Source organism: Marinomonas algicola, assembly GCF_014805825.1.
GTDB lineage: Bacteria > Pseudomonadota > Gammaproteobacteria > Pseudomonadales > Marinomonadaceae > Marinomonas > Marinomonas algicola.
Genome location: NZ_CP061941.1, coordinates 1,018,581 through 1,037,256, shown reverse-complemented (window position 1 = coordinate 1,037,256; position 18,676 = coordinate 1,018,581). Strand labels below are relative to the sequence as shown.

General features: G+C 40.4%; 20 protein-coding genes. 8 read left to right on the top strand and 12 right to left on the bottom strand.

Annotated features, from left to right (window positions below):
* The first annotated feature begins 3 nt into the window (after positions 1-3).
* The 3 genes from dapC (at position 4) to IEZ33_RS04655 (ending at position 2,716) form a co-directional block, all read left to right on the top strand.
* Complete coding sequence (gene dapC, locus IEZ33_RS04665) at positions 4-1,206, top strand: succinyldiaminopimelate transaminase (RefSeq protein ID WP_191602545.1); 1,203 nt, start codon at positions 4-6, stop codon at positions 1,204-1,206.
* Between the two features lie 28 nt (positions 1,207-1,234).
* A complete protein-coding gene (dapD, locus tag IEZ33_RS04660) occupies positions 1,235-2,269 on the top strand; it encodes a 2,3,4,5-tetrahydropyridine-2,6-dicarboxylate N-succinyltransferase (protein ID WP_191602544.1) in 1,035 nt (344 codons plus the stop codon).
* Between the two features lie 102 nt (positions 2,270-2,371).
* Positions 2,372-2,716 carry an ArsC family reductase gene (locus IEZ33_RS04655; RefSeq protein ID WP_191602543.1) on the top strand — a complete coding sequence of 115 codons (345 nt, stop codon included), beginning with the start codon at positions 2,372-2,374 and terminating at the stop codon, positions 2,714-2,716.
* 6 nt (positions 2,717-2,722) lie between these two features.
* Here the strand turns inward: IEZ33_RS04655 and IEZ33_RS04650 are convergent, their stop codons facing one another.
* Entirely contained in the window at positions 2,723-2,959 is a 237-nt protein-coding gene (locus IEZ33_RS04650; RefSeq protein WP_191602542.1) for a hypothetical protein, read from the bottom strand.
* 65 nt (positions 2,960-3,024) lie between these two features.
* On the opposite strand from IEZ33_RS04650, the gene dapE reads away from it, so the two are divergent.
* From dapE to panD, 4 genes are read left to right on the top strand one after another with little or no spacing between them, the layout of a single operon-like run.
* Complete coding sequence (gene dapE / locus IEZ33_RS04645; RefSeq protein WP_191602541.1) at positions 3,025-4,167, top strand: succinyl-diaminopimelate desuccinylase; 1,143 nt, start codon at positions 3,025-3,027, stop codon at positions 4,165-4,167.
* Between the two features lie 4 nt (positions 4,168-4,171).
* Entirely contained in the window at positions 4,172-4,450 is a 279-nt protein-coding gene (locus tag IEZ33_RS04640; protein WP_191602540.1) for a hypothetical protein, read from the top strand.
* 3 nt (positions 4,451-4,453) lie between these two features.
* A complete protein-coding gene (locus tag IEZ33_RS04635; protein ID WP_191602539.1) occupies positions 4,454-4,828 on the top strand; it encodes a hypothetical protein in 375 nt (124 codons plus the stop codon).
* Between the two features lie 52 nt (positions 4,829-4,880).
* Entirely contained in the window at positions 4,881-5,261 is a 381-nt protein-coding gene (panD, locus tag IEZ33_RS04630; RefSeq protein WP_191602538.1) for an aspartate 1-decarboxylase, read from the top strand.
* A 53-nt stretch (positions 5,262-5,314) separates the two neighbouring features.
* Here the strand turns inward: panD and IEZ33_RS04625 are convergent, their stop codons facing one another.
* From IEZ33_RS04625 to IEZ33_RS20850, 3 genes are all read right to left on the bottom strand, one after another.
* Entirely contained in the window at positions 5,315-7,660 is a 2,346-nt protein-coding gene (locus IEZ33_RS04625; protein ID WP_191602537.1) for an EAL domain-containing protein, read from the bottom strand.
* Positions 7,661-7,847: 187 nt separating this feature from the next.
* Complete coding sequence (gene tpx / locus IEZ33_RS04620; protein WP_191602536.1) at positions 7,848-8,345, bottom strand: thiol peroxidase; 498 nt, start codon at positions 8,343-8,345, stop codon at positions 7,848-7,850.
* A 25-nt stretch (positions 8,346-8,370) separates the two neighbouring features.
* Positions 8,371-8,862, bottom strand: a complete 492-nt coding sequence (locus IEZ33_RS20850) for a cold-shock protein (protein ID WP_275672800.1) — start codon at positions 8,860-8,862, stop codon at positions 8,371-8,373.
* Positions 8,863-9,118: 256 nt separating this feature from the next.
* Between IEZ33_RS20850 and IEZ33_RS04610 the strand changes: the two genes are divergently transcribed.
* Positions 9,119-9,331, top strand: a complete 213-nt coding sequence (locus IEZ33_RS04610) for a SlyX family protein (protein WP_191602535.1) — start codon at positions 9,119-9,121, stop codon at positions 9,329-9,331.
* Positions 9,332-9,348: 17 nt separating this feature from the next.
* Here IEZ33_RS04610 and IEZ33_RS04605 read toward each other — a convergent pair whose 3' ends face one another.
* The 8 genes from IEZ33_RS04605 to relA all read right to left on the bottom strand — a co-directional run bounded on the left by IEZ33_RS04605 (position 9,349) and on the right by relA (position 18,672).
* On the bottom strand, positions 9,349-10,140 hold the full coding sequence (locus tag IEZ33_RS04605) for a class I SAM-dependent methyltransferase (RefSeq protein ID WP_191602534.1): 792 nt from the start codon (positions 10,138-10,140) through the stop codon (positions 9,349-9,351).
* Positions 10,127-10,414, bottom strand: a complete 288-nt coding sequence (locus tag IEZ33_RS04600; protein ID WP_191602533.1) for a hypothetical protein — start codon at positions 10,412-10,414, stop codon at positions 10,127-10,129. Before IEZ33_RS04600 ends, IEZ33_RS04605 begins: the two co-directional genes overlap by 14 nt.
* A gap of 9 nt (positions 10,415-10,423) precedes the next feature.
* On the bottom strand, positions 10,424-11,230 hold the full coding sequence (locus tag IEZ33_RS04595; protein ID WP_191602532.1) for an undecaprenyl-diphosphate phosphatase: 807 nt from the start codon (positions 11,228-11,230) through the stop codon (positions 10,424-10,426).
* Positions 11,231-11,233: 3 nt separating this feature from the next.
* On the bottom strand, positions 11,234-11,941 hold the full coding sequence (gene tsaB, locus IEZ33_RS04590) for a tRNA (adenosine(37)-N6)-threonylcarbamoyltransferase complex dimerization subunit type 1 TsaB (protein WP_191602531.1): 708 nt from the start codon (positions 11,939-11,941) through the stop codon (positions 11,234-11,236).
* 4 nt (positions 11,942-11,945) lie between these two features.
* The gene (gene adk, locus IEZ33_RS04585) at positions 11,946-12,605 is read right to left on the bottom strand and encodes an adenylate kinase (protein WP_191602530.1); all 660 of its coding nucleotides are present in this window, start codon (positions 12,603-12,605) and stop codon (positions 11,946-11,948) included.
* 228 nt (positions 12,606-12,833) lie between these two features.
* A complete protein-coding gene (gene ppc / locus IEZ33_RS04580) occupies positions 12,834-15,464 on the bottom strand; it encodes a phosphoenolpyruvate carboxylase (protein ID WP_191602529.1) in 2,631 nt (876 codons plus the stop codon).
* Between the two features lie 149 nt (positions 15,465-15,613).
* Entirely contained in the window at positions 15,614-16,429 is an 816-nt protein-coding gene (mazG, locus tag IEZ33_RS04575; protein WP_191602528.1) for a nucleoside triphosphate pyrophosphohydrolase, read from the bottom strand.
* A complete protein-coding gene (relA, locus tag IEZ33_RS04570) occupies positions 16,426-18,672 on the bottom strand; it encodes a GTP diphosphokinase (protein ID WP_191602527.1) in 2,247 nt (748 codons plus the stop codon). Before relA ends, mazG begins: the two co-directional genes overlap by 4 nt.
* Positions 18,673-18,676: the final 4 nt, after the last annotated feature.

Here is an 18,676-nt window from a genome sequence, read left to right as displayed (position 1 = left end):
AGCATGAACCCACATATTCAATCTTTACACCCTTACCCTTTTGAAAAATTAGCGAACTTGCTTGCCGATATTAAGCCGCACCCAGAAAAAGAGCTCATCAAGCTCACCATTGGTGAGCCACAGCATGCCGCACCTCAATTCGTTAAAGACTGTTTAGCTCAAAATCTAAACGGCATCAGTAAATACCCTTTAACGAAAGGTGACCCAGCCCTAAGTGAAGCCATCGCTCAATGGTGCAAAACACGCTTCTCTCTAGCATCGTTAGACCCAAAGTCTCAAGTTATCCCTGTAACAGGGACAAGAGAAGCCTTATTTGCTATTACCCAGACACTGATCGACAGTAATGGCAAGGATCTCATTATTAGCCCCAATCCTTTTTATCAGATTTATGAAGGTGCTGGCATACTCGCAGGAGCCGAGCTTCACTTCCTAAACTGTGATGCTAACAATAATTACCAAATAAACTATAAAGACGTCCCGAACTCAGTTTGGGAACGCTGCAAAATTGTTTTCGTATGCTCACCCAATAACCCAACAGGAAGTCTGACGTCATTGGAAGAGTATGGTTTTTTAATAGAAAAAGCCAAAACGTACAACTTTACATTAATTGCAGACGAGTGCTATTCAGAAATTTATTTTGATGAATCTAAGAAGCCACTTGGCCTATTAGAAGCTTGTGAAAAGCTTGGGAATGAAGGTTATCAAAATTGCTTAGTATTTCATTCATTATCAAAAAGGTCGAATTTACCCGGTTTACGTTCTGGTTTCGTTGCTGGAGACGCCGATATTCTAAAAGCATTTTTACTGTATCGTACTTACCAGGGCTGCGCCATGCCACCCCATCATCAAGCGGCTTCAATTTTAGCGTGGCAGGATGAAGAGCACGTTTTAGAAAATCGTCATCTTTATCGTAAAAAATTCAAGGCGGCAATTGACATTCTTTCACCAGTAATGTCAATTTCCCACCCAGAAGCCGCTTTTTATCTATGGCCTAAAACGGATATGGATGATGAAACTTTTTGCCGAGAACTTTATCAGCAAGAATCTGTACTGGTCCTTCCAGGACAATACTTGGCTCGCTCAGTCAATGGAGTGAATCCTGGCAAACATCACGTAAGAATGGCTCTGGTAGCGGATGAAATAAACTGCATAGAAGCCGTAAACAGAATTAAAAACTTTATTCTAAATAACATCAAAACACCTTAACTTCCCCCTTTATTTTATGGAGACAGCAATGGCAAATCACATTTTTTCTTTTGGTCTAGGTATTGGTACGCAAAACAAAGAAGGCGAATGGTTAGAAGTATTCTACCCTACTCCGGTGATTAACCCTGAAACAGACACATTTAACGCCTTAAACGAAAGCACAAATTACAAAGGTGGTAATGAAACTCTTATTCTTGATGAAAGTGATTTAAATCGTCTGCATATGGCGCTATTAAAAGCAGGTAACATCCAACAAGCCGAGCTAGCGTCTCGCTTAAAAGCGTCCACACAACCCGTTGTATTATGCGTATTAGCAGAAGATTCCGCCCCTACCAACCCTGCCGATGCCTACCTAAAACTGCAGCTTATTTCTCATCGCTTAGTTAAACCTCATGGCACGGATCTATCTGGAATGTTTGGGCTATTAATTAATACCGCCTGGACCAGTGAAGGCCCTATTGATGTTCGCGAATTAGCTGACCGACAGCTAAACGCAAGAATGGATGGCAAAACCATTGAAGTATTCAGTGTGGATAAGTTCCCCAAAATGGTCAACTTTGTTGTTCCAACTGGCATACGTGTTGGCGATGCTGCACGCATTCGCTTGGGCGCTCATCTTGGTGAAGGCACAACCGTTATGCATGAGGGTTTTGTGAACTTTAATGCAGGCACATTAGGTACGAGTATGGTTGAGGGTCGAATCTCGGCAGGTGTCGTTGTCGGCAATGGTTCTGACCTTGGTGGTGGCTGCTCAACAATGGGAACACTTTCAGGTGGTGGTAACATCGTTATAGCGGTGGGCAACGAATGTCTAATTGGTGCCAATGCTGGTATTGGTATTGGTATTGGCGATCGTTGTACAGTGGAATCAGGCCTATACATTACAGCCGGTTCTAAAGTAACCGTTCTTGATGAAAACAATGAGGTTGTCACTGTTGTGAAAGCGCGCGAACTTTCAGGTCAATCTGACTTATTGTTCCGCCGTAATTCAGCTACAGGCACAATTGAATGCAAAACAAACAAATCCGCCATTGCATTAAATTCAGCCCTACACGCTAATTAAGTACACACTAAAATATGGGTAGCTTTTCAGTCAGCTTGAAAGCTACCTGCTTTGTTGAGCAAAACATTTCGTTCTACACAAGACAGTTTAGGAGCTGAAAAAATGATTCAAGTTTATGGCATAAAAAACTGTGACACCATGAAAAAAGCCTTTAAGTGGCTAGAGGAATCCGACATTCCCTATGAATTTCATGATTATAAAAAAGGGGCATTAAATGAAGCGCTTCTTGATCAGTGGATTAACACGTTAGGATGGGAAGCGCTCGCAAACAAAAGAGGCACCACTTGGAGAAAACTGAGCGAGGAAGAAAAAAACAGTATGTCTGATGCTTTAGCCAAAAAAGTCCTGCTCGAATCTCCGTCTATTATTAAGCGCCCATTAATAGTAAAAGAAGAGAATATAATCCTTGGCTTTAAAGCTGAAGAATATCAAAAAATATTCTCTTAGCAACCGCTATTGGATCACTGGCGAATAGGTAGAATGAGTGACTGGCGTGCCATTTTTTACCGGTGTACTGTATTTGGGTTGATCAGAAATATGCTGAACTTGAATATTTTGCTGATCTTTAGGGCCAGCATCAGATTGCACTAATGGCAAGTAATACACACTTTTTTGAGATATTTGCCCTTGGGGTTGAACCGCACAACCGTATAGACCAATACAAATAATACTCACTAATCCAAATTTCATTTTCATTGCCCTATACATTGGTTGATTAATAGATACGATAACCAAATAGGCAAAAAAGGTAAAGAATGACCATGATATCACCCACTTTAGATCTCGCAATTGACCTCATGTCTCGTCCCTCTGTAACACCAGAAGACGCAGGCTGCCAAGAACTTATGATCAAACGCCTAGAAGCCATTGGTTTTCATGTCGAAAAAATGCCTTTTGGCGATGTAAAAAACTTTTATGCTAAACGTGGGACCTCTGGACCAAACCTTTGCTTTGCAGGCCATACTGATGTGGTTCCCACAGGTCCTTTAGATCAATGGAAGGTGCCGCCATTCGAGCCAAAAATCATTGACGGTATTCTATATGGTCGTGGCGCGGCCGACATGAAAGGCAGCTTAGCCTCCATGATCATTGCAGTTGAAAACTTTATTGAGAAACACCCAAACCACGAAGGCCAAATATCATTTCTGATAACCAGTGATGAGGAAGGTCCGTTTGTTGACGGAACAACTCGCGTAGTGGATACTCTAATGGAAAGAAAGGAAACCGTCGACTGGTGCATTGTTGGAGAGCCGTCAAGCACAAACCAATTGGGGGACATCATCAAAAATGGCCGTAGAGGCTCTTTTAGCGGCGATTTAACCATTCATGGCAAACAAGGGCACGTAGCTTACCCGCATCTAGCAATAAACCCTATACACTTAGCCGCTCCAGCATTAGATGAGCTGGCTAATGCGCATTGGGATAATGGTAACGATTTCTTCCCACCAACAAGTTTCCAAATTTCCAATATAAACTCTGGCACAGGGGCAACCAATATCGTCCCGGGCTCTTTACTTGCGCAATTTAACTTTCGCTTTTCATCGGAGCTTAATTTCGACAAATTAAAAGAAAAAGTTATTTTCATACTTGATAAACATAACCTTAATTACGATATAAAATGGACCTATAATGGGCTACCATTTCTCACTCGCCCAGGTGAATTAGTTGATGCTATGGTAAAGTCAATTCAGACTGAGTTGAGCATTACCCCAGAGCTATCCACGACTGGAGGCACTTCTGATGGTCGCTTTATTGCAAAAATGGGCACGCAAGTAGTTGAACTTGGTCCTATCAATGCAACAATTCACCAAATCAATGAACAAGTAGATGCCGAGAGCTTAAATCAACTTTCGAGAGTATACGAAGGCATTCTCACCAATTTATTTGCCTCAAAATAAGACAATGAAAAAAAAACGCCGATTGCATTCTCTAGCCATGACATTGGGTAATAATCCAAGAAAAGCTTTTGCAAGACTGATACAAGGTGGACTATTGTTCGTTTTCGGCAGTTTAATACTCATCATGTCAGATAGGGTGTTAGCCTCTTCCCATTCACAAGAAATTTTAGCTCTTTTTGGCATTGTTATTTCTTCAATTGGTGTCATTTGGACACTTGTAGGCTACTTATCAATGAGTGTTTTACGAATCTATCACATGATCAACAGCAAGGATAAAAAATAGACCATGCAACCAGACATAGAAATTTATCTTCTATCTTGTAAAACAAGATCCATTTTAGATTGGCTAGATAAGCAGTTTACCATTGTGCATGATCCAATAACTCAAGGTACCAGCACATCGCTAACGGTGGAGCATAATCATACCCCTATAAAAGTCGTTATCCTTGAAGAAGCCGCAGGAAAAAGGTTTACCTCAGTTTGGTTTGATTCGCCTGACACACCATGGAAAGACGATATAGAGTGTGCAAAGCAAGCATTCCATGACCTAGATTGTGAAGTTCGCTGCAATTATAATGGCTGGGAAGAAGAAGATGACTCTGACCCAGACCAATGGTGGAGCATAAATCAGTTCAAAGAAGGCCCCTTTATCTGGAAATAAATGACTTATTAATAGATTTTCCATAACAACACAAAATAGAGAAAAAAGATCCATGCAAATAACGTTACTCAAAGGCAAGCTACATATGGCATGCGTAACTCAAGCTGAACTCTGGTATGACGGTTCATGTGCTATCGACAGCGATCTTGTAAAGCGAGCAGGATTAAGAGAGTTTGAAAAAATTGATATCTACAACGTTTCAAATGGAGAGAGATTCCATACCTATGTCATTCTTGCTGAAGCTGGGTCCGGCACCATTTCTATGAATGGAGCCGCAGCAAGAAGAGTTCAGGTTGGTGATCGTATTATTATCGCTGCTTATGGACAGATGGACGAAAGAGAAGCAGAGGAATTCAAGCCAGCACTCGTCTATTTAAATCAGGATAATTCCGTTGAAAGAACAACAAACAGCATTCCTGTTCAGGTAGATTAAACTCTATAAAATACACATAAGTACAACGACTAATCGAGTGTATTTATGTGTAATTAGTAATTCTTAATGTAACGAACAAAATCATCAAAAGGGACGGGGCGGCTAAATAAATAGCCCTGACCTAAATGACACTCTTTCGAAAGTAAAAATGCTTTTTGAAAATCATTTTCAACACCTTCGGCCACCACCTTTAATCCTAATCCTTTACTCATGTTAAGTATCGCAGCAACAAGAGACTGATCGGTTAAATTAGACTCGCAATTCGCAATAAAAGAGCGGTCAATTTTTAAAATATCGATTGGAAATTGATTTAGATAACTGAGTGCTGAATAACCCGTACCAAAATCATCAATAGCTAGTTTACACCCTAGATCATGTAAAGCGGTAAGGACATCATGGCTTTGAGAATTATTTTGAATTAATAAGCTTTCCGTTAACTCAACCAATAAAGACGCAGGGGGTAAATTATTTTCCTCTAAGATGGAAACAACTGTGGTCACCAAATTATCCTGCTGAAACTGTCTATTTGAAAAATTAACACTCACATAAAAGTCATTATTAAATTCGCGTCTCAACTTCTGGATATCTTCAACAGATTGTTGCAACACCTTCTCACCAAGCTGAATGATGAGTCCCGTTTCTTCAGCTATCGAAATAAATGAATCAGGAAAAACAATTTTTCCGGTGTCTGGATCTTTAAGCCTGACCAACGCCTCAGCGCCGACAATAGCTTGAGAGCTTAAGTCGATAATCGGCTGATAGAAGACTATAACTAAGTCTTCTTCTAATGCTCGCCTTAGAATTTCTTCATAACGCGCTTTCTCAGTAATTTCATGTTGCAAAGCGTGCTCAAAAACATACTCTGTCCCCCTGCCCATTTGCTTTGCTCTATACATAGCAATATCTGCATTTCTAAGCAACTCGTTAACGGAAGAGGCATCCTTAGGGTAATAAGATACCCCTAACGAACCGGATAAATTCATCGTCCTATTTTCAATAAGAATGGACTGCGAAAGACAGGCTAGAATACGACGACAACAGCAAGAGACATCAAAACCTTGAGTACTCCCACCAATCTGCCCTTTAATCAAAACGGCAAATTCATCTCCCCCCAATCGAGCAATAACGGCATCGTCAGGAAGGTTTTCGATTATTCGCTTAGATAAGATCTTGATAATTGAATCACCCATTTGATGACCAAAAATATCATTAATTGATTTAAAGTGGTCAAGATCAATCATTATTAGTGCATACGCGTCTGAACTTGAACAATCTACTAAGCGTTTTTCAACTCGATTTTGAAATCCAAATCGATTCAATAATCCAGTTAACAAATCATGAGTGGCTTGATGATCTAATTCTTTTTGGGTTGCAACAAGACCGGATATATCGGTCATCACAGCGAGAACTATTTGAGAATCATGCTCAAAATGCAGCTTCGCATCCAATAGCACAGGGCAACAATCATCCCCCTTGTTGACCATAATAAATATCTCATGAACTTCTTGATTTACTAATAAAGGAGACAAAAAGTCATCATGAATATTAAAACTATCCGAATCTATAAAATTCATAAAAGGCTGATTAATCGCCTTTTCTCGTGACAACCCAAAATAGTCAATAAAGTAATCATTCGCATCAATAATATCACCCTCAAGCGACAGGCTGAATAAAACGGATGGTGTTGTATTATAAAGAGTGGTGATCCTTCGGCCGCTTTCAATAAGGTGATCGTGTTGGCTTTTAAGGCGTTTTTGAAGATTATTGTACCCGTCAATTACAATACCGAACTCATCATTACAAGAGCAATCAACACGGCTAAAATGATCGTCTTTTGTAGTCTCGTTAATGGTTAAAAGAATTGCATTTAATGGTCTTGAAACAACGAACTTGACAAATAACCAGGACGCGATCGAAAGTAAGAAGAAAATACCGATTGATAAAGAAACCAGATCATAGAGGGTTTCTTTTCTTTTTGACAGCAAAGAGTCATTACCTACACTAACAAGTAATCGACCAATTTGCTTCTCGAAACCAGACCGGCTAAAAAGCACGGGCAGAGAATGGCTAATTAATACAGTCGCACCTTTATCCTTAGATAATAATGTGACTATTTGTTGCTCATTATGATCAAGAACAACAATATTAATAATATCTGGCTGGCTTATAAGAATAGATAAAATGCTCTCTACCGTCTTATAGTCAAAGCCCCATACCGGCCCTGAGATTAAATCGGCATATACCGATAATTCCTCATCCAACGTAATTAGCCGACTCTCATACTCATTCGTCGCTCTTTTATCAGCAAAAATATAGGAACCAAATGTAGCGACAACTAAAGCACATAACAACACTATCGCCAGCTTGCCTGCCACTTTTATAGTCAGCTTTTTTTTCATATTGTTGTATACCGACACTTGGTAACTAGCTTGTTAAGATACAAAAGTAAGCTCGTCCTAGATTTTCTATAATGTAAAAAGTATAGTAAACGTTTTATAACTTAGCAAAATAATAGGGTACCACAATAAGCAGCACCCTATTACTGTGAAGAACTGAAATACACTTTACTAGTGCATCAAGACTTTATTAAGCAAGATGCGCAAGAACCGCATCGTAATTTGGTTCATCAGCTGTTTCGCTTACCTGTTCGGTATAGGTAACAATGCCATTCGCGTCAATCACGACAATCGAACGAGACAATAGCCCAGTCAAAGGCCCTGTTACAAAGTTAATACCATAATCAACCCCAAACGAACTTCTGAATGAAGAGGCGGCAACCACATTTTCAATCCCTTCAGCACCACAAAAGCGACCGATAGCAAAAGGTAAATCAGCAGACACACAGACAACACCGACGCCATCGAGAGAGACGGCCTGTTGATTAAATTTACGGACAGAAGTCGCGCAAGTAGGTGTATCAATAGAGGGAAAAATGTTTAAAACAATTTTTTTCCCAGAAAAATCTGATAATGTTGTGCTTGATAAATCAGCTTTAACTAAATCAAATGCGGGTGCTTTGGAGCCGATGGCGGGTAATTCGGCAATCGTTTCAAAAGCGTTTCCTTTAAGCGTAACCGTAGTCATAAAAACCTCATTACAGTGTAGAATGTTAAGCGTTTCTTAGAATCGAAACATTTTCAGCTTGTTTGCCTTTTTCACCCTCGGTGACATAAAAGCGGACTAACTGGCCCTCTATTAAAAATCGACGACCGCGGCCTCGTATAGCACGATAATGTACAAAAACGTCTTCGCCATTATCTCTTGTCAAAAAGCCAAAACCTTTTGAGGAATTAAACCACTTAACCGTTCCTTCTTCTCGATCATCGTTCTCATCGTCTTCTTCCTCATCATCATCATTTTCTGAGTAGGACGATGCACTTGATCCAACAACTTTAGCATCTTGGCTCAATAAAGATCCTAGATATGCGGACACAAAAGTAAAAGCGAAGTACACAAGGAAGTTGTCTCCTAATTCTTGCTGCAAAACGGCAGCCATCAAAAGAGGGGCAACAAGAGCGATAATGAAGCTAGCAATCAAAGCTCGAGCAGAAAATAGCGATACATTCTTAGGTTTACGATCAACGTCATGGTGTTCAGTCATAAAAAATCTCTTTTATATAAAAGTATTAGTAATAAAAAACAAACTTATCCGATCACTGGATACTCGTTTGTTGTAGTATAAAAACAATATAAGTACAAGTATAAAAAATCACTTAATAACTATACATAGAATTAAAATACAAGCACTATTCATCCACTATAATAAACAGCTTGCTCGTTATACATTTTGTAAAATACGTATTTAGCTTGCATATATAAACTGTTTACAATTTAAGATTAACACACAGATGGCACATATGAATACCACAGAAAACAATCCCCGTATTGATGACATAGAATTTAAATTGCAATACCAAGAAGATGTGATTGAAACCCTAAATATCGCACTTTCAAAGCAACAAAGAGAAATTATGTTATTGGAAGAAAAATTACGTTTAGTCGTAAAAATGATCGAGTCAAACCGTTCACAATCAAACATTAGTGAAAACGAGCCGCCTCCACATTATTAAACTTATTCGAGAATGGACTAACCCTCTAAGGATTTATTAACATACACATCGAAACGACCTGACTTACCTGTAATTTGATAAGTAGGCGGTTCATTATTTAAAAAAGGCGCTCCTTTTGGTCGTTTCACCACGACTCGAAAGTGAGCTCGCTTTAAAGCCAATGGAAGTAAATAATCCGCATCTTCATCATGACCAATTAAATCTCGGAAAAAAGCCATTTCTTTTTTAGCCGCCGCTGATTTTTCAGCATGGGGGTACATAGGATCCAAATAAACAACATCATAGCTAGCGGCTAATTGCGCTTCAATGCCTCCTTCCTGTAAATCCATTCGCGCAGCAATAGGAGCGACCTCATCTGAGTAAGCCGCTCTCTCCAAACCGTCCTTGAGAAGAGCTCTTACAAATGCACACCTTTCAAGTAAAGTAACATGGCAGCCCAATGATGCTAAGACAAACGCATCCCGCCCTAATCCGGCGGTTGCATCAAGTATCGATAAATTATTACGTTTATTGAGCCCTATCGCTTTGGCAATATCTTGGCCTTTACCTCCACCATAAAGGCGGCGATGGGCCGACGAGCCTGCAACGAAGTCGACCTTCACTGGGTTCGGCGCCGATTTACCTGTTTTCGCAATCGATATGCAACCTTCAGACACTAGCAATAAATACTCGTATTGAGCGTGCTTTTTTAAAGGGTAATCTAAATAAAAACAGGGCAGTTCGAGCGCATGTGCTAACTTTTGGGCGTCAAGTGCGTCAACTTCCTCTAAAAATGCAACAGATAAAAGACTCAATTTATGCAAAGACATCAACACCAACTAACGTACTTTTTGAGTTTTCAAACAATAAAGACTGATTCTGAGAATACATAGTTAAAGCATATTGAGTAGACCGATCAAGACCATCTACACGAGAAAAATGTGCTTCGCTTGATTCAAATACGGACTCAAACTCTAATTGACTGCTCGGAGAGACGGCTTGAGAAGTAGGTTGAACAGTTGTTTGTATTGATTTAGAAGAGGATACATTCGCACTGGGGTTTTGTTTGCTACTGATAACAGGTAATTGCGATCCAATGTTCATTATCCCAACCTATAACGTTAAATAACTTATAGCTAATAAGATACCACCAAGTAACAATCTATAAAATAGAAAAGGGGTAAAACCTATTTGATTAAGCCATTTCAAAAAACAGTAGATACAAATATAGGCACTTAGAGCCGAAAGCGCCACGCCTGAGAAAATTACGCCCCAATGAATTTCAACACCTGATAATAGCAACTCCACAAGCTTATACGAACCCGCCGCGATAATTAAAGGTATCGATAGCAAAAACGAGAAGCGAGCCGAGGCATCACGGGTTAAACCTAATGATCTTGCGGCGGTAATGGTAATGCCTGATCTAGAGGTTCCTGGAATCAACGCCAAAGCTTGCGCAAACCCAATATACACAGCCTTTGTAAAAGTCAGATCGAATTCAGTTTTTTCTTGTGAACAGCAGTAATCTGAAAGCCAGAGCAAGACGCCAAATCCAATTGTCGTATAGGCAATGACGTCTATAGACCTGAGATGACTCTCTATAAAGTCATTAAAAAGCAACCCAATCAGTACGGCTGGAATCGTAGAAACGATAATCAACCAGGATAACTTACTATCATCACTACTTTTTGCAGATGAAACAGACGAAAACCACGCCTTCATTAATCGAAAGATGTCCTGTCTAAAATAGCTCATTACCGCAATAAGCGTACCCACATGCACGGCCACATCGAACGCCAACCCTTGATCTGGCCATCCTAACAGTTGCGAAGGCAAAATAAGATGGGCCGAACTCGAAATAGGAAGGAACTCGGTGACCCCCTGAATAATTGATAAAAAAACAATGTGGTACCAAATCATTGATTAACGTTTACCAACTTTTAGAGGCTGCTTTTCCCAAGAAATTTCATCTCTTAAATAGCTTGGCATGGCTTCATAAACAGGAACCATTCGGTTTTTCGCAAAAAGCTTACCCGCTAATTCCGCAATGCAGGCCGCTCTAGGTGCAATATCAATGTCAATAGTATTCGGTGTAGTTGGTATTTTAGTAAGAAGCACCTCTTTGTAACACCATCCAGAACCAACACCGTTGAATGCGTCATTCAAATCATCCAGAGCATCTGGCTTAACAACACTTTCTGGAAGCAAAGCCTCAATAGAGGTCATACCCTCTTCTTCAAATACACGATAACCCGCAACGTATATCTCCCCCATCCTCGCGTCTAAAGCGGGGAGCCAAAGCGCTGTTTTATATTTTCGGTAAGCGTCAAGTGCCATTGCTTCAAGTGTCGATACTGGGATCACAGGCAAATCAGCACCGTAAGCCAACCCCTGTACAACACCTGCGGCAATTCGAAGACCAGTAAATGAGCCTGGTCCTCTTCCAAATGCAATAGCATCCACTTGACTCAGTGTTAACTCTGCCTGCGACAAAATTTGATCCACCATGGGCAAAATCAAGTCATTGTGCATTCGTGGAGCCATACGAAAATCTTCAAGTACAACACCATCAATATTCAACGCCACAGAACACGCTGGCGTTGAGGTATCTACTGATAAAATAACACTCATCGAATTAAGACGCCTTCAATGCGTTTAAAAGACCTTGCTTAATTTCATTTAAATCGCCAACGCCACTCACTTTAATGTATTTGGGGGCTTCCGCTGGTGCATTATCGGCCCACTCATTATAGTAACCAATTAGAGGCGCCGTTTGATCATGATAAACAGACAAACGACTTCTCACTGTTTCTTCGGTATCATCGACGCGTTGAACTAAATCATCTCCAGTTTGATCGTCTTTACCGTCCGCTTTAGGTGGGTTGTAGATTGTGTGGTAAACACGACCGGAAGCCTCATGCACACGACGACCACTTAAACGCTTCACAATTTCTTCATCAGCGACATCAATTTCAACAACGTAATCAATCACTACACCCGCTTCTTTTAATGCATCAGCTTGAGGAATCGTGCGAGGAAAGCCATCAAATAAAGCGCCATTTTGGCAGTCTTGATCTAGCAAACGTTCTTTTACTAAACCGATAATAATGTCATCCGATACTAACTGACCAGCATCCATTACCGCTTTTGCTTTTAACCCTAATTCAGTACCCGCTTTTACAGCCGCTCTTAACATATCGCCTGTAGAGATTTGAGGAATACCAAACTCTTCAGTAATAAATTGTGCTTGTGTCCCCTTACCAGCACCTGGTGCACCTAGTAAAATCACTCGCATAAACATTCTCCAATAAAATTTCAATCAAAACAGGTTCAGATCTTTCTTCCATCTTACAGGCCAAAAAAACACGGTATGCTACCCAGTAAAAGAAAGAGCCATTCGTAACAAAAATAATGGTCGCCTAGAATAACCAAGCAACCATCAAACATGCAAATTTGTAGGAGAATATTCACTATTTTCCTACAAACTTAATACATTAGTAGTATATAAATTGACTAATTAAGCTTATCCCGTATTTTGCATCCCACTAGCAATACCTGCCATAGTAATCATCAAAGCCTTATTCACCTGTCGATTATCGGATGTTTTTCGACTTCTATACAGTAGTTCGGCCTGCAAATAATGCAATGGATCAATGTAAGGATTACGGACATCGATTGATTGCCTGATTGTTTTGTTGTCTTCAATCAAGCGCTCTTGTTGTTTCAGCTGTTTTACACACTCGCTTACTTGCTTTAACTTTCTTCGAAGCAACAAGCCTAAGCTAGTCAGCTCTTCTGGGACAAGCCTTTTTTCATAGTATTCGGATATTTCAGGCTCGGCTTTTGCTAGGACCATATCAAGCATATCTAAGTAAGCCCCAAAAAATGGCCACTCTTTGTGCATTTCTTGTAAATTTTTCAAATGCCCTGACTCTATAGCCTGAGACAGCGCGCTTTCAGCTCCCAGCCAAGCTGGTAGCATTAAGCGAATTTGCATCCAAGCAAAAATCCAAGGAATAGCACGTAAACTCTCAACGCCACCATCCATTTTTCTTCGAGCAGGCCTTGACCCCAAGGGTAACTTAGCCAGTTCTTGCTCAGGTGTTATTGCACGGAAATACGGAACAAAATCTTCATGCCCCCGAACAATACCACGATATTGATTCATCCCGATTTCAGCCATTTCATCCATTATAGCGCGCCACTCTTCTTTCGGTGCGGCGGCCGGACTTAAGCTCGCTTCCATAACCGCTGAACAGTAAAGCTCTAAGGAGCGAACAGCAATGTCTGGTATGCCAAATTTAAAGCGAATCATTTCACCTTGTTCGGTAACGCGTATACTACCATTAACTGACCCAGGAGGTTGAGATAAAATCGCAACATGAGCTGGGCCGCCACCGCGACCGACGGTTCCCCCGCGACCATGAAACAAGGTTAAGTGAACTCCGTGTTTTTTACATAACTTAGTTAATGCTTCTTGTGCTCTGTATTGCCCCCATGTTGCGGCAATTTGTCCAGCGTCTTTGGCCGAGTCAGAATACCCAATCATCACTTCTTGCTTGCCGTCAATATACGCTTTATACCAAGGCATTGAGAATAACTGCTCTATAATCGGTTCAGCGTTGTCTAAATCGGCCAAAGTTTCAAACAAAGGCACGATTTTCATAGGATGAGTGACACCCGTTTCTTTTAGCAATAAAGCCACAGCTAATACATCTGATGGAGAGCTTGCCATAGATATAATATATGAACCAAATGAATTAGATCGACCTTGAGCGATCATTTTAAACGTTTCTATTACCTCATGCACCTCATCAGAAGGCATCCACTCTAACGGTAGCAATGGACGTTTGGAGTTTAGCTCTGTTAATAGAAAAGCTTGCCTAGACGCTTCGTCCCATTCAGCATAATCACCAACACCATAGAATCTCGTGATAGCGGATAACGCCTCTATATGCCGTGATGCATCTTGTCTTATATCAAGTTTAACCAAGGTGACACCAAACGTTGCAGCACAACGAATCAGATCCAACAATGAACCATTAGCAATTACTTTCATGCCACAATCAACAAGGGATTGATAACATAACGTTAGGTCGTCTACTAATTGCTTGCTATCCAGTAAAATATTATCCGATGATGCTTTTTGACCATCTAATTTTGCCTTGGCCCATGAACGAGTCGCTAACATTTTATTTTCTAGATCGCGTAAAATTTCTCTATAAGGCTGAGCACTTTCCCCCACCCTGTCTCGTAAAGCTTGATTACATTGCGTCATAGAAAATTCAGAGCGTAAAACATTTAAATCTTTAATGTATAAATCAGCCGCCATCCAGCGGGCCAACAAAGTGACTTCCTCAGTCACTTTATGAGTCACATTAGGATTACCATCTCTATCTCCTCCCATCCATGTTGAAAACCGGATGGGGGCCATATCCAAAGGAATAGAATTGATATCGAGCACATCATCAAATTGCTCTTGCAACTGCCTAAAAAAACGAGGTACAGCATGCCATAAAGATTGTTCAATAACCGCAAAACCCCATTTCGCTTCGTCTACAGGTGTAGGGCGTTGTTCTCTAATCTCATCCGTATGCCACGCTTGCGTAATAATCTCATTCAATCGACGAATATGGATTGTTTCTTCTAACGGGAGGATATTGTCTTTATCAAGTAATTCAAGTTCAGTGGAAATATTGTCATATTTACGAATTAAAGAACGTCGTACTACTTCTGTTGGGTGAGCGGTTAAAACTAAATCTATTGTTTGTCCCCCCAGCGCCTCCATGATTTTATCTGGGGATAATGACTTCCCCTTTAATCGTTTAAGTAAATCTCCAATAGGGTTTTGATAAACACCTAGACTCTCGTTGGTTCGTCTTCTATGAACTCGATGATATTGCTCAGCAATATTTGATAGATTTAGGAATTGATTAAATGCTCTTGCAACTGGCACGATATCGTCATCATCCAACGCTTCTAGAGCGTCTATCAGCGCAGTAGGGTCTCCTGATTGACGACCGTCTTTGGATAATAAGCGAATATTTTCTACTTTTTCTAGAAAATCTTCACCTAAATGATTGCTCATTGTCTCACCAAGACAATCACCTAACAACCTGACATTTTCTCGCAATGACGCCTGACGATCGCTCAATTTATCCTCTCCTTTTTCCAGGTAAAGTTATGCGTCTAAAAAAGCACATAACCTAAAACGCATTCAACCGATGATTTTAACAAGAAAATATATCAGGATGACTCTCAGAGATAAACATTCTCGCTTACTTCAGCTTTTATATAGAAAAGCTATAAACCTTTTCGTTTTGCCTCATTCCAAAACTCATCTAACGTTTCTAATGAACAAGATGACATATCTAAGCGCTGTCGACTTACACTTTTTTCTATATAAGAAAAACGCCGACGAAACTTTTCATTTGTTTTTGACAGAGATTTTTCGGGATCCAAGTTCAAATGACGCCCAAGGTTTGTCATGGCGAACAAGACATCACCAAACTCACTACTCATTTGATCTTGATCTAAGGTATTAATCGCCTCTTCAAGTTCATCCAGCTCTTCGCGTATTTTACTAAACACTGGAGCGGTATGGTTCCAATCAAACCCGAGTTTTGCCGCTTTTTTCTGGATCTTTGTCGATTGAATAATCGGTGGTAGGCCTCTCGATACACTGTCTAACACACCCTGACTCTGAGCATCTGAGGAGAGTGCTTTTTCTTGTGCTTTAATCGCATCCCACTGTCCTTTCAATTCATCTTCAGTAAGGCCCGAAGCCTTTCCAAAACTCTGAAGGGAACCATCAGGAAAAACATGAGGATGCCTACGGAGCATTTTATTCTGCAAACCTTTAATCACATCATTAAAGTCAAAAAGCCGCTTTTCATTCGCCATTTGACAGTAAAATATAATTTGAAAAAGAAGATCACCAAGTTCTTCTTTTAAATTCTTCATATCATCACGGGCAATTGCATCAGCCACTTCATACGTTTCTTCAATGGTATGAGGCACAATTGATGAAAAAACTTGCTGCTGATCCCAAGGGCAACCGTTATTAGGGTCTCTCAAGCATTGCATCAAATACAACATCTCATCTAATGAAGAACTCAATACTCTCTCTCCCTAAAAACGTTACTCACATTAGGTAATTGATTAATTCTATGTAATAAACGACTCAGCGCACTTAATTGATCAATTTCAATAGTAAAACGTATTAGCGCCGAATGGCTCTCTTTCGTCGACAGGGTATTCATAGACAATAAATTAGTTTTCTCATTTGCTAATAAACTGGTGATATCATTTAACAAGCCAGTTCTATCGTAGGCTTCAACTTGAATGCTAACAGGGAAAAGGTTTTCTACCTCTTCACCCCAACTCACTTCTACAATTCTTTCAGGCTCATCTAAACTATGCTGGATTGCATTCAAACAATCTTGACGGTGTATTGAGACCCCTCTACCTAACGTGATATAACCAACAATAAAATCCCCAGGTACAGGTGAACAGCAACGGGCCATATTGGTTAGAAGATGACCTACCCCTTGGATTTTAACATCATTATGGAAGCTCCGATGAGAACTCTTTTTAAGTCGAATCGGACGTTCTTTCTCTTTCCCATCTAAACCATAAATATCTTCTAGAACATGCAGAACTCGGGTTAACTGAATATCTCCTGAACCCAATGCAGAAAAAACATCATCCGGCGAGGCATAATTGCATTTTTGAGCAATACGATCAAAATCAATGGCCGTTTCATTCATGCCTAAACGTTTAAGCTGCTTATCTAATAGCTGCTTACCTGCCGGTATATGTTGCTCTTTTGATTCTTTACGAAACCAATTTTGAATCTTAGCTCTGGCCTTAGACGTTTGAACATAGCCTAACGATGGGTGCAGCCAATCTCGACTAGGTTGACCTTCTTTGGCGGTCAAAATTTCAACTTTATCGCCCGTTTTTAAGCTAGTCACCAAAGAAATAATTCGACCATTCACTTTAGCACCACGACAACGGTGCCCAATCTCAGTATGCACACGGTAAGCAAAATCAACGGCTGTCGAATTTACAGGTAAATCAACCACATGCCCTTCTGGAGTAAAAACATAAATGCGATCTTGCTCTATCTCATTGTTTATTTGATCCGATAAAGACTCATTATCCCCTTGCTCTTCATGAAAATCTAAAATGGTTCTCAACCACGCAAGCTTATCTTCGTAGCTAGAGCTGTTTGAAGATAAATCTGTGCCTTTGTATTTCCAATGAGCGCATACTCCTAATTCCGCATCTTCATGCATTTTGTGAGTACGAATTTGAATTTCAAAAATACGACCTTGAGGTCCAACCACAGCCGTATGAAGTGATTGATAGCCATTTGTTTTAGGGTTACTAATGTAATCATCAAATTCATGAGGAATCGGCTTCCATAGATTATGTACCACGCCTAAAACGCCATAACATTCCATGGTTTCATCAACTAATATTCTAACCGCTCTTACGTCATACACTTCGTCAAAATCAATATTTTTTCGCTGCATTTTGCGCCATATGCTGTAGATATGCTTTGCTCTACCCATCAAGTCAGCATTAATATCAATATCCCCTAAGCGCGCTTTTAATAGATCAATCACATCATCAATAAAATGCTGTCTGTCTAATCTCTTTTCATCTAATAAGCGTGCAATGCGTTTATAATCATCAGGGTATAAATATCGAAATGAAAGATCTTCAAGCTCCCATTTAATATGGCCAATACCAAGCCTATGTGCTAATGGGGCATAAACACTTTGCACTTCTAGTGCAATAGTCACTTTTCTTGCTTCATCTTGGTGCTTCGCTTCTTTAATTGCGCAAGCTCTTTCTGCTAATTTAATCAGCACCACTCGTACATCATCAATAATGGAAACCAACATCTTCCTTAATGATTCCAACTGATTTTCGTGGCTACCCAGTACTTCAGCCGCGGTATCCGCTGATAGGTTTTTCGATACTTCACCCATGCGAATCACGCCTTCGACTAAAGACGCCACTCGTCGACCAAAAACATCAACAACCTTTTGAATAGGCAACTGATCTTCTCTAACAACGCGATACAGCGCGGCCGCCACCAAGGAGTCTTGATCTGCACGAAAACCTGAGAGAATCTCGACCATCTCCAAGCCCGCACGAAAAGTACTCGCTTGCGCCCCCCAGTAGGAAGGTTTATTGGATTGTTGCTCTGATTGACGAGCAATCTCGCACGCCATTCTGAGAGGAATGCGAGAGCTTGCATCAATATTGTCACCGAATTGATCCATCCAAAGATCAATATCAACAGACCCATCTTCTAGTATTGGATGATCTTTACGAACTGTAACCATTTCA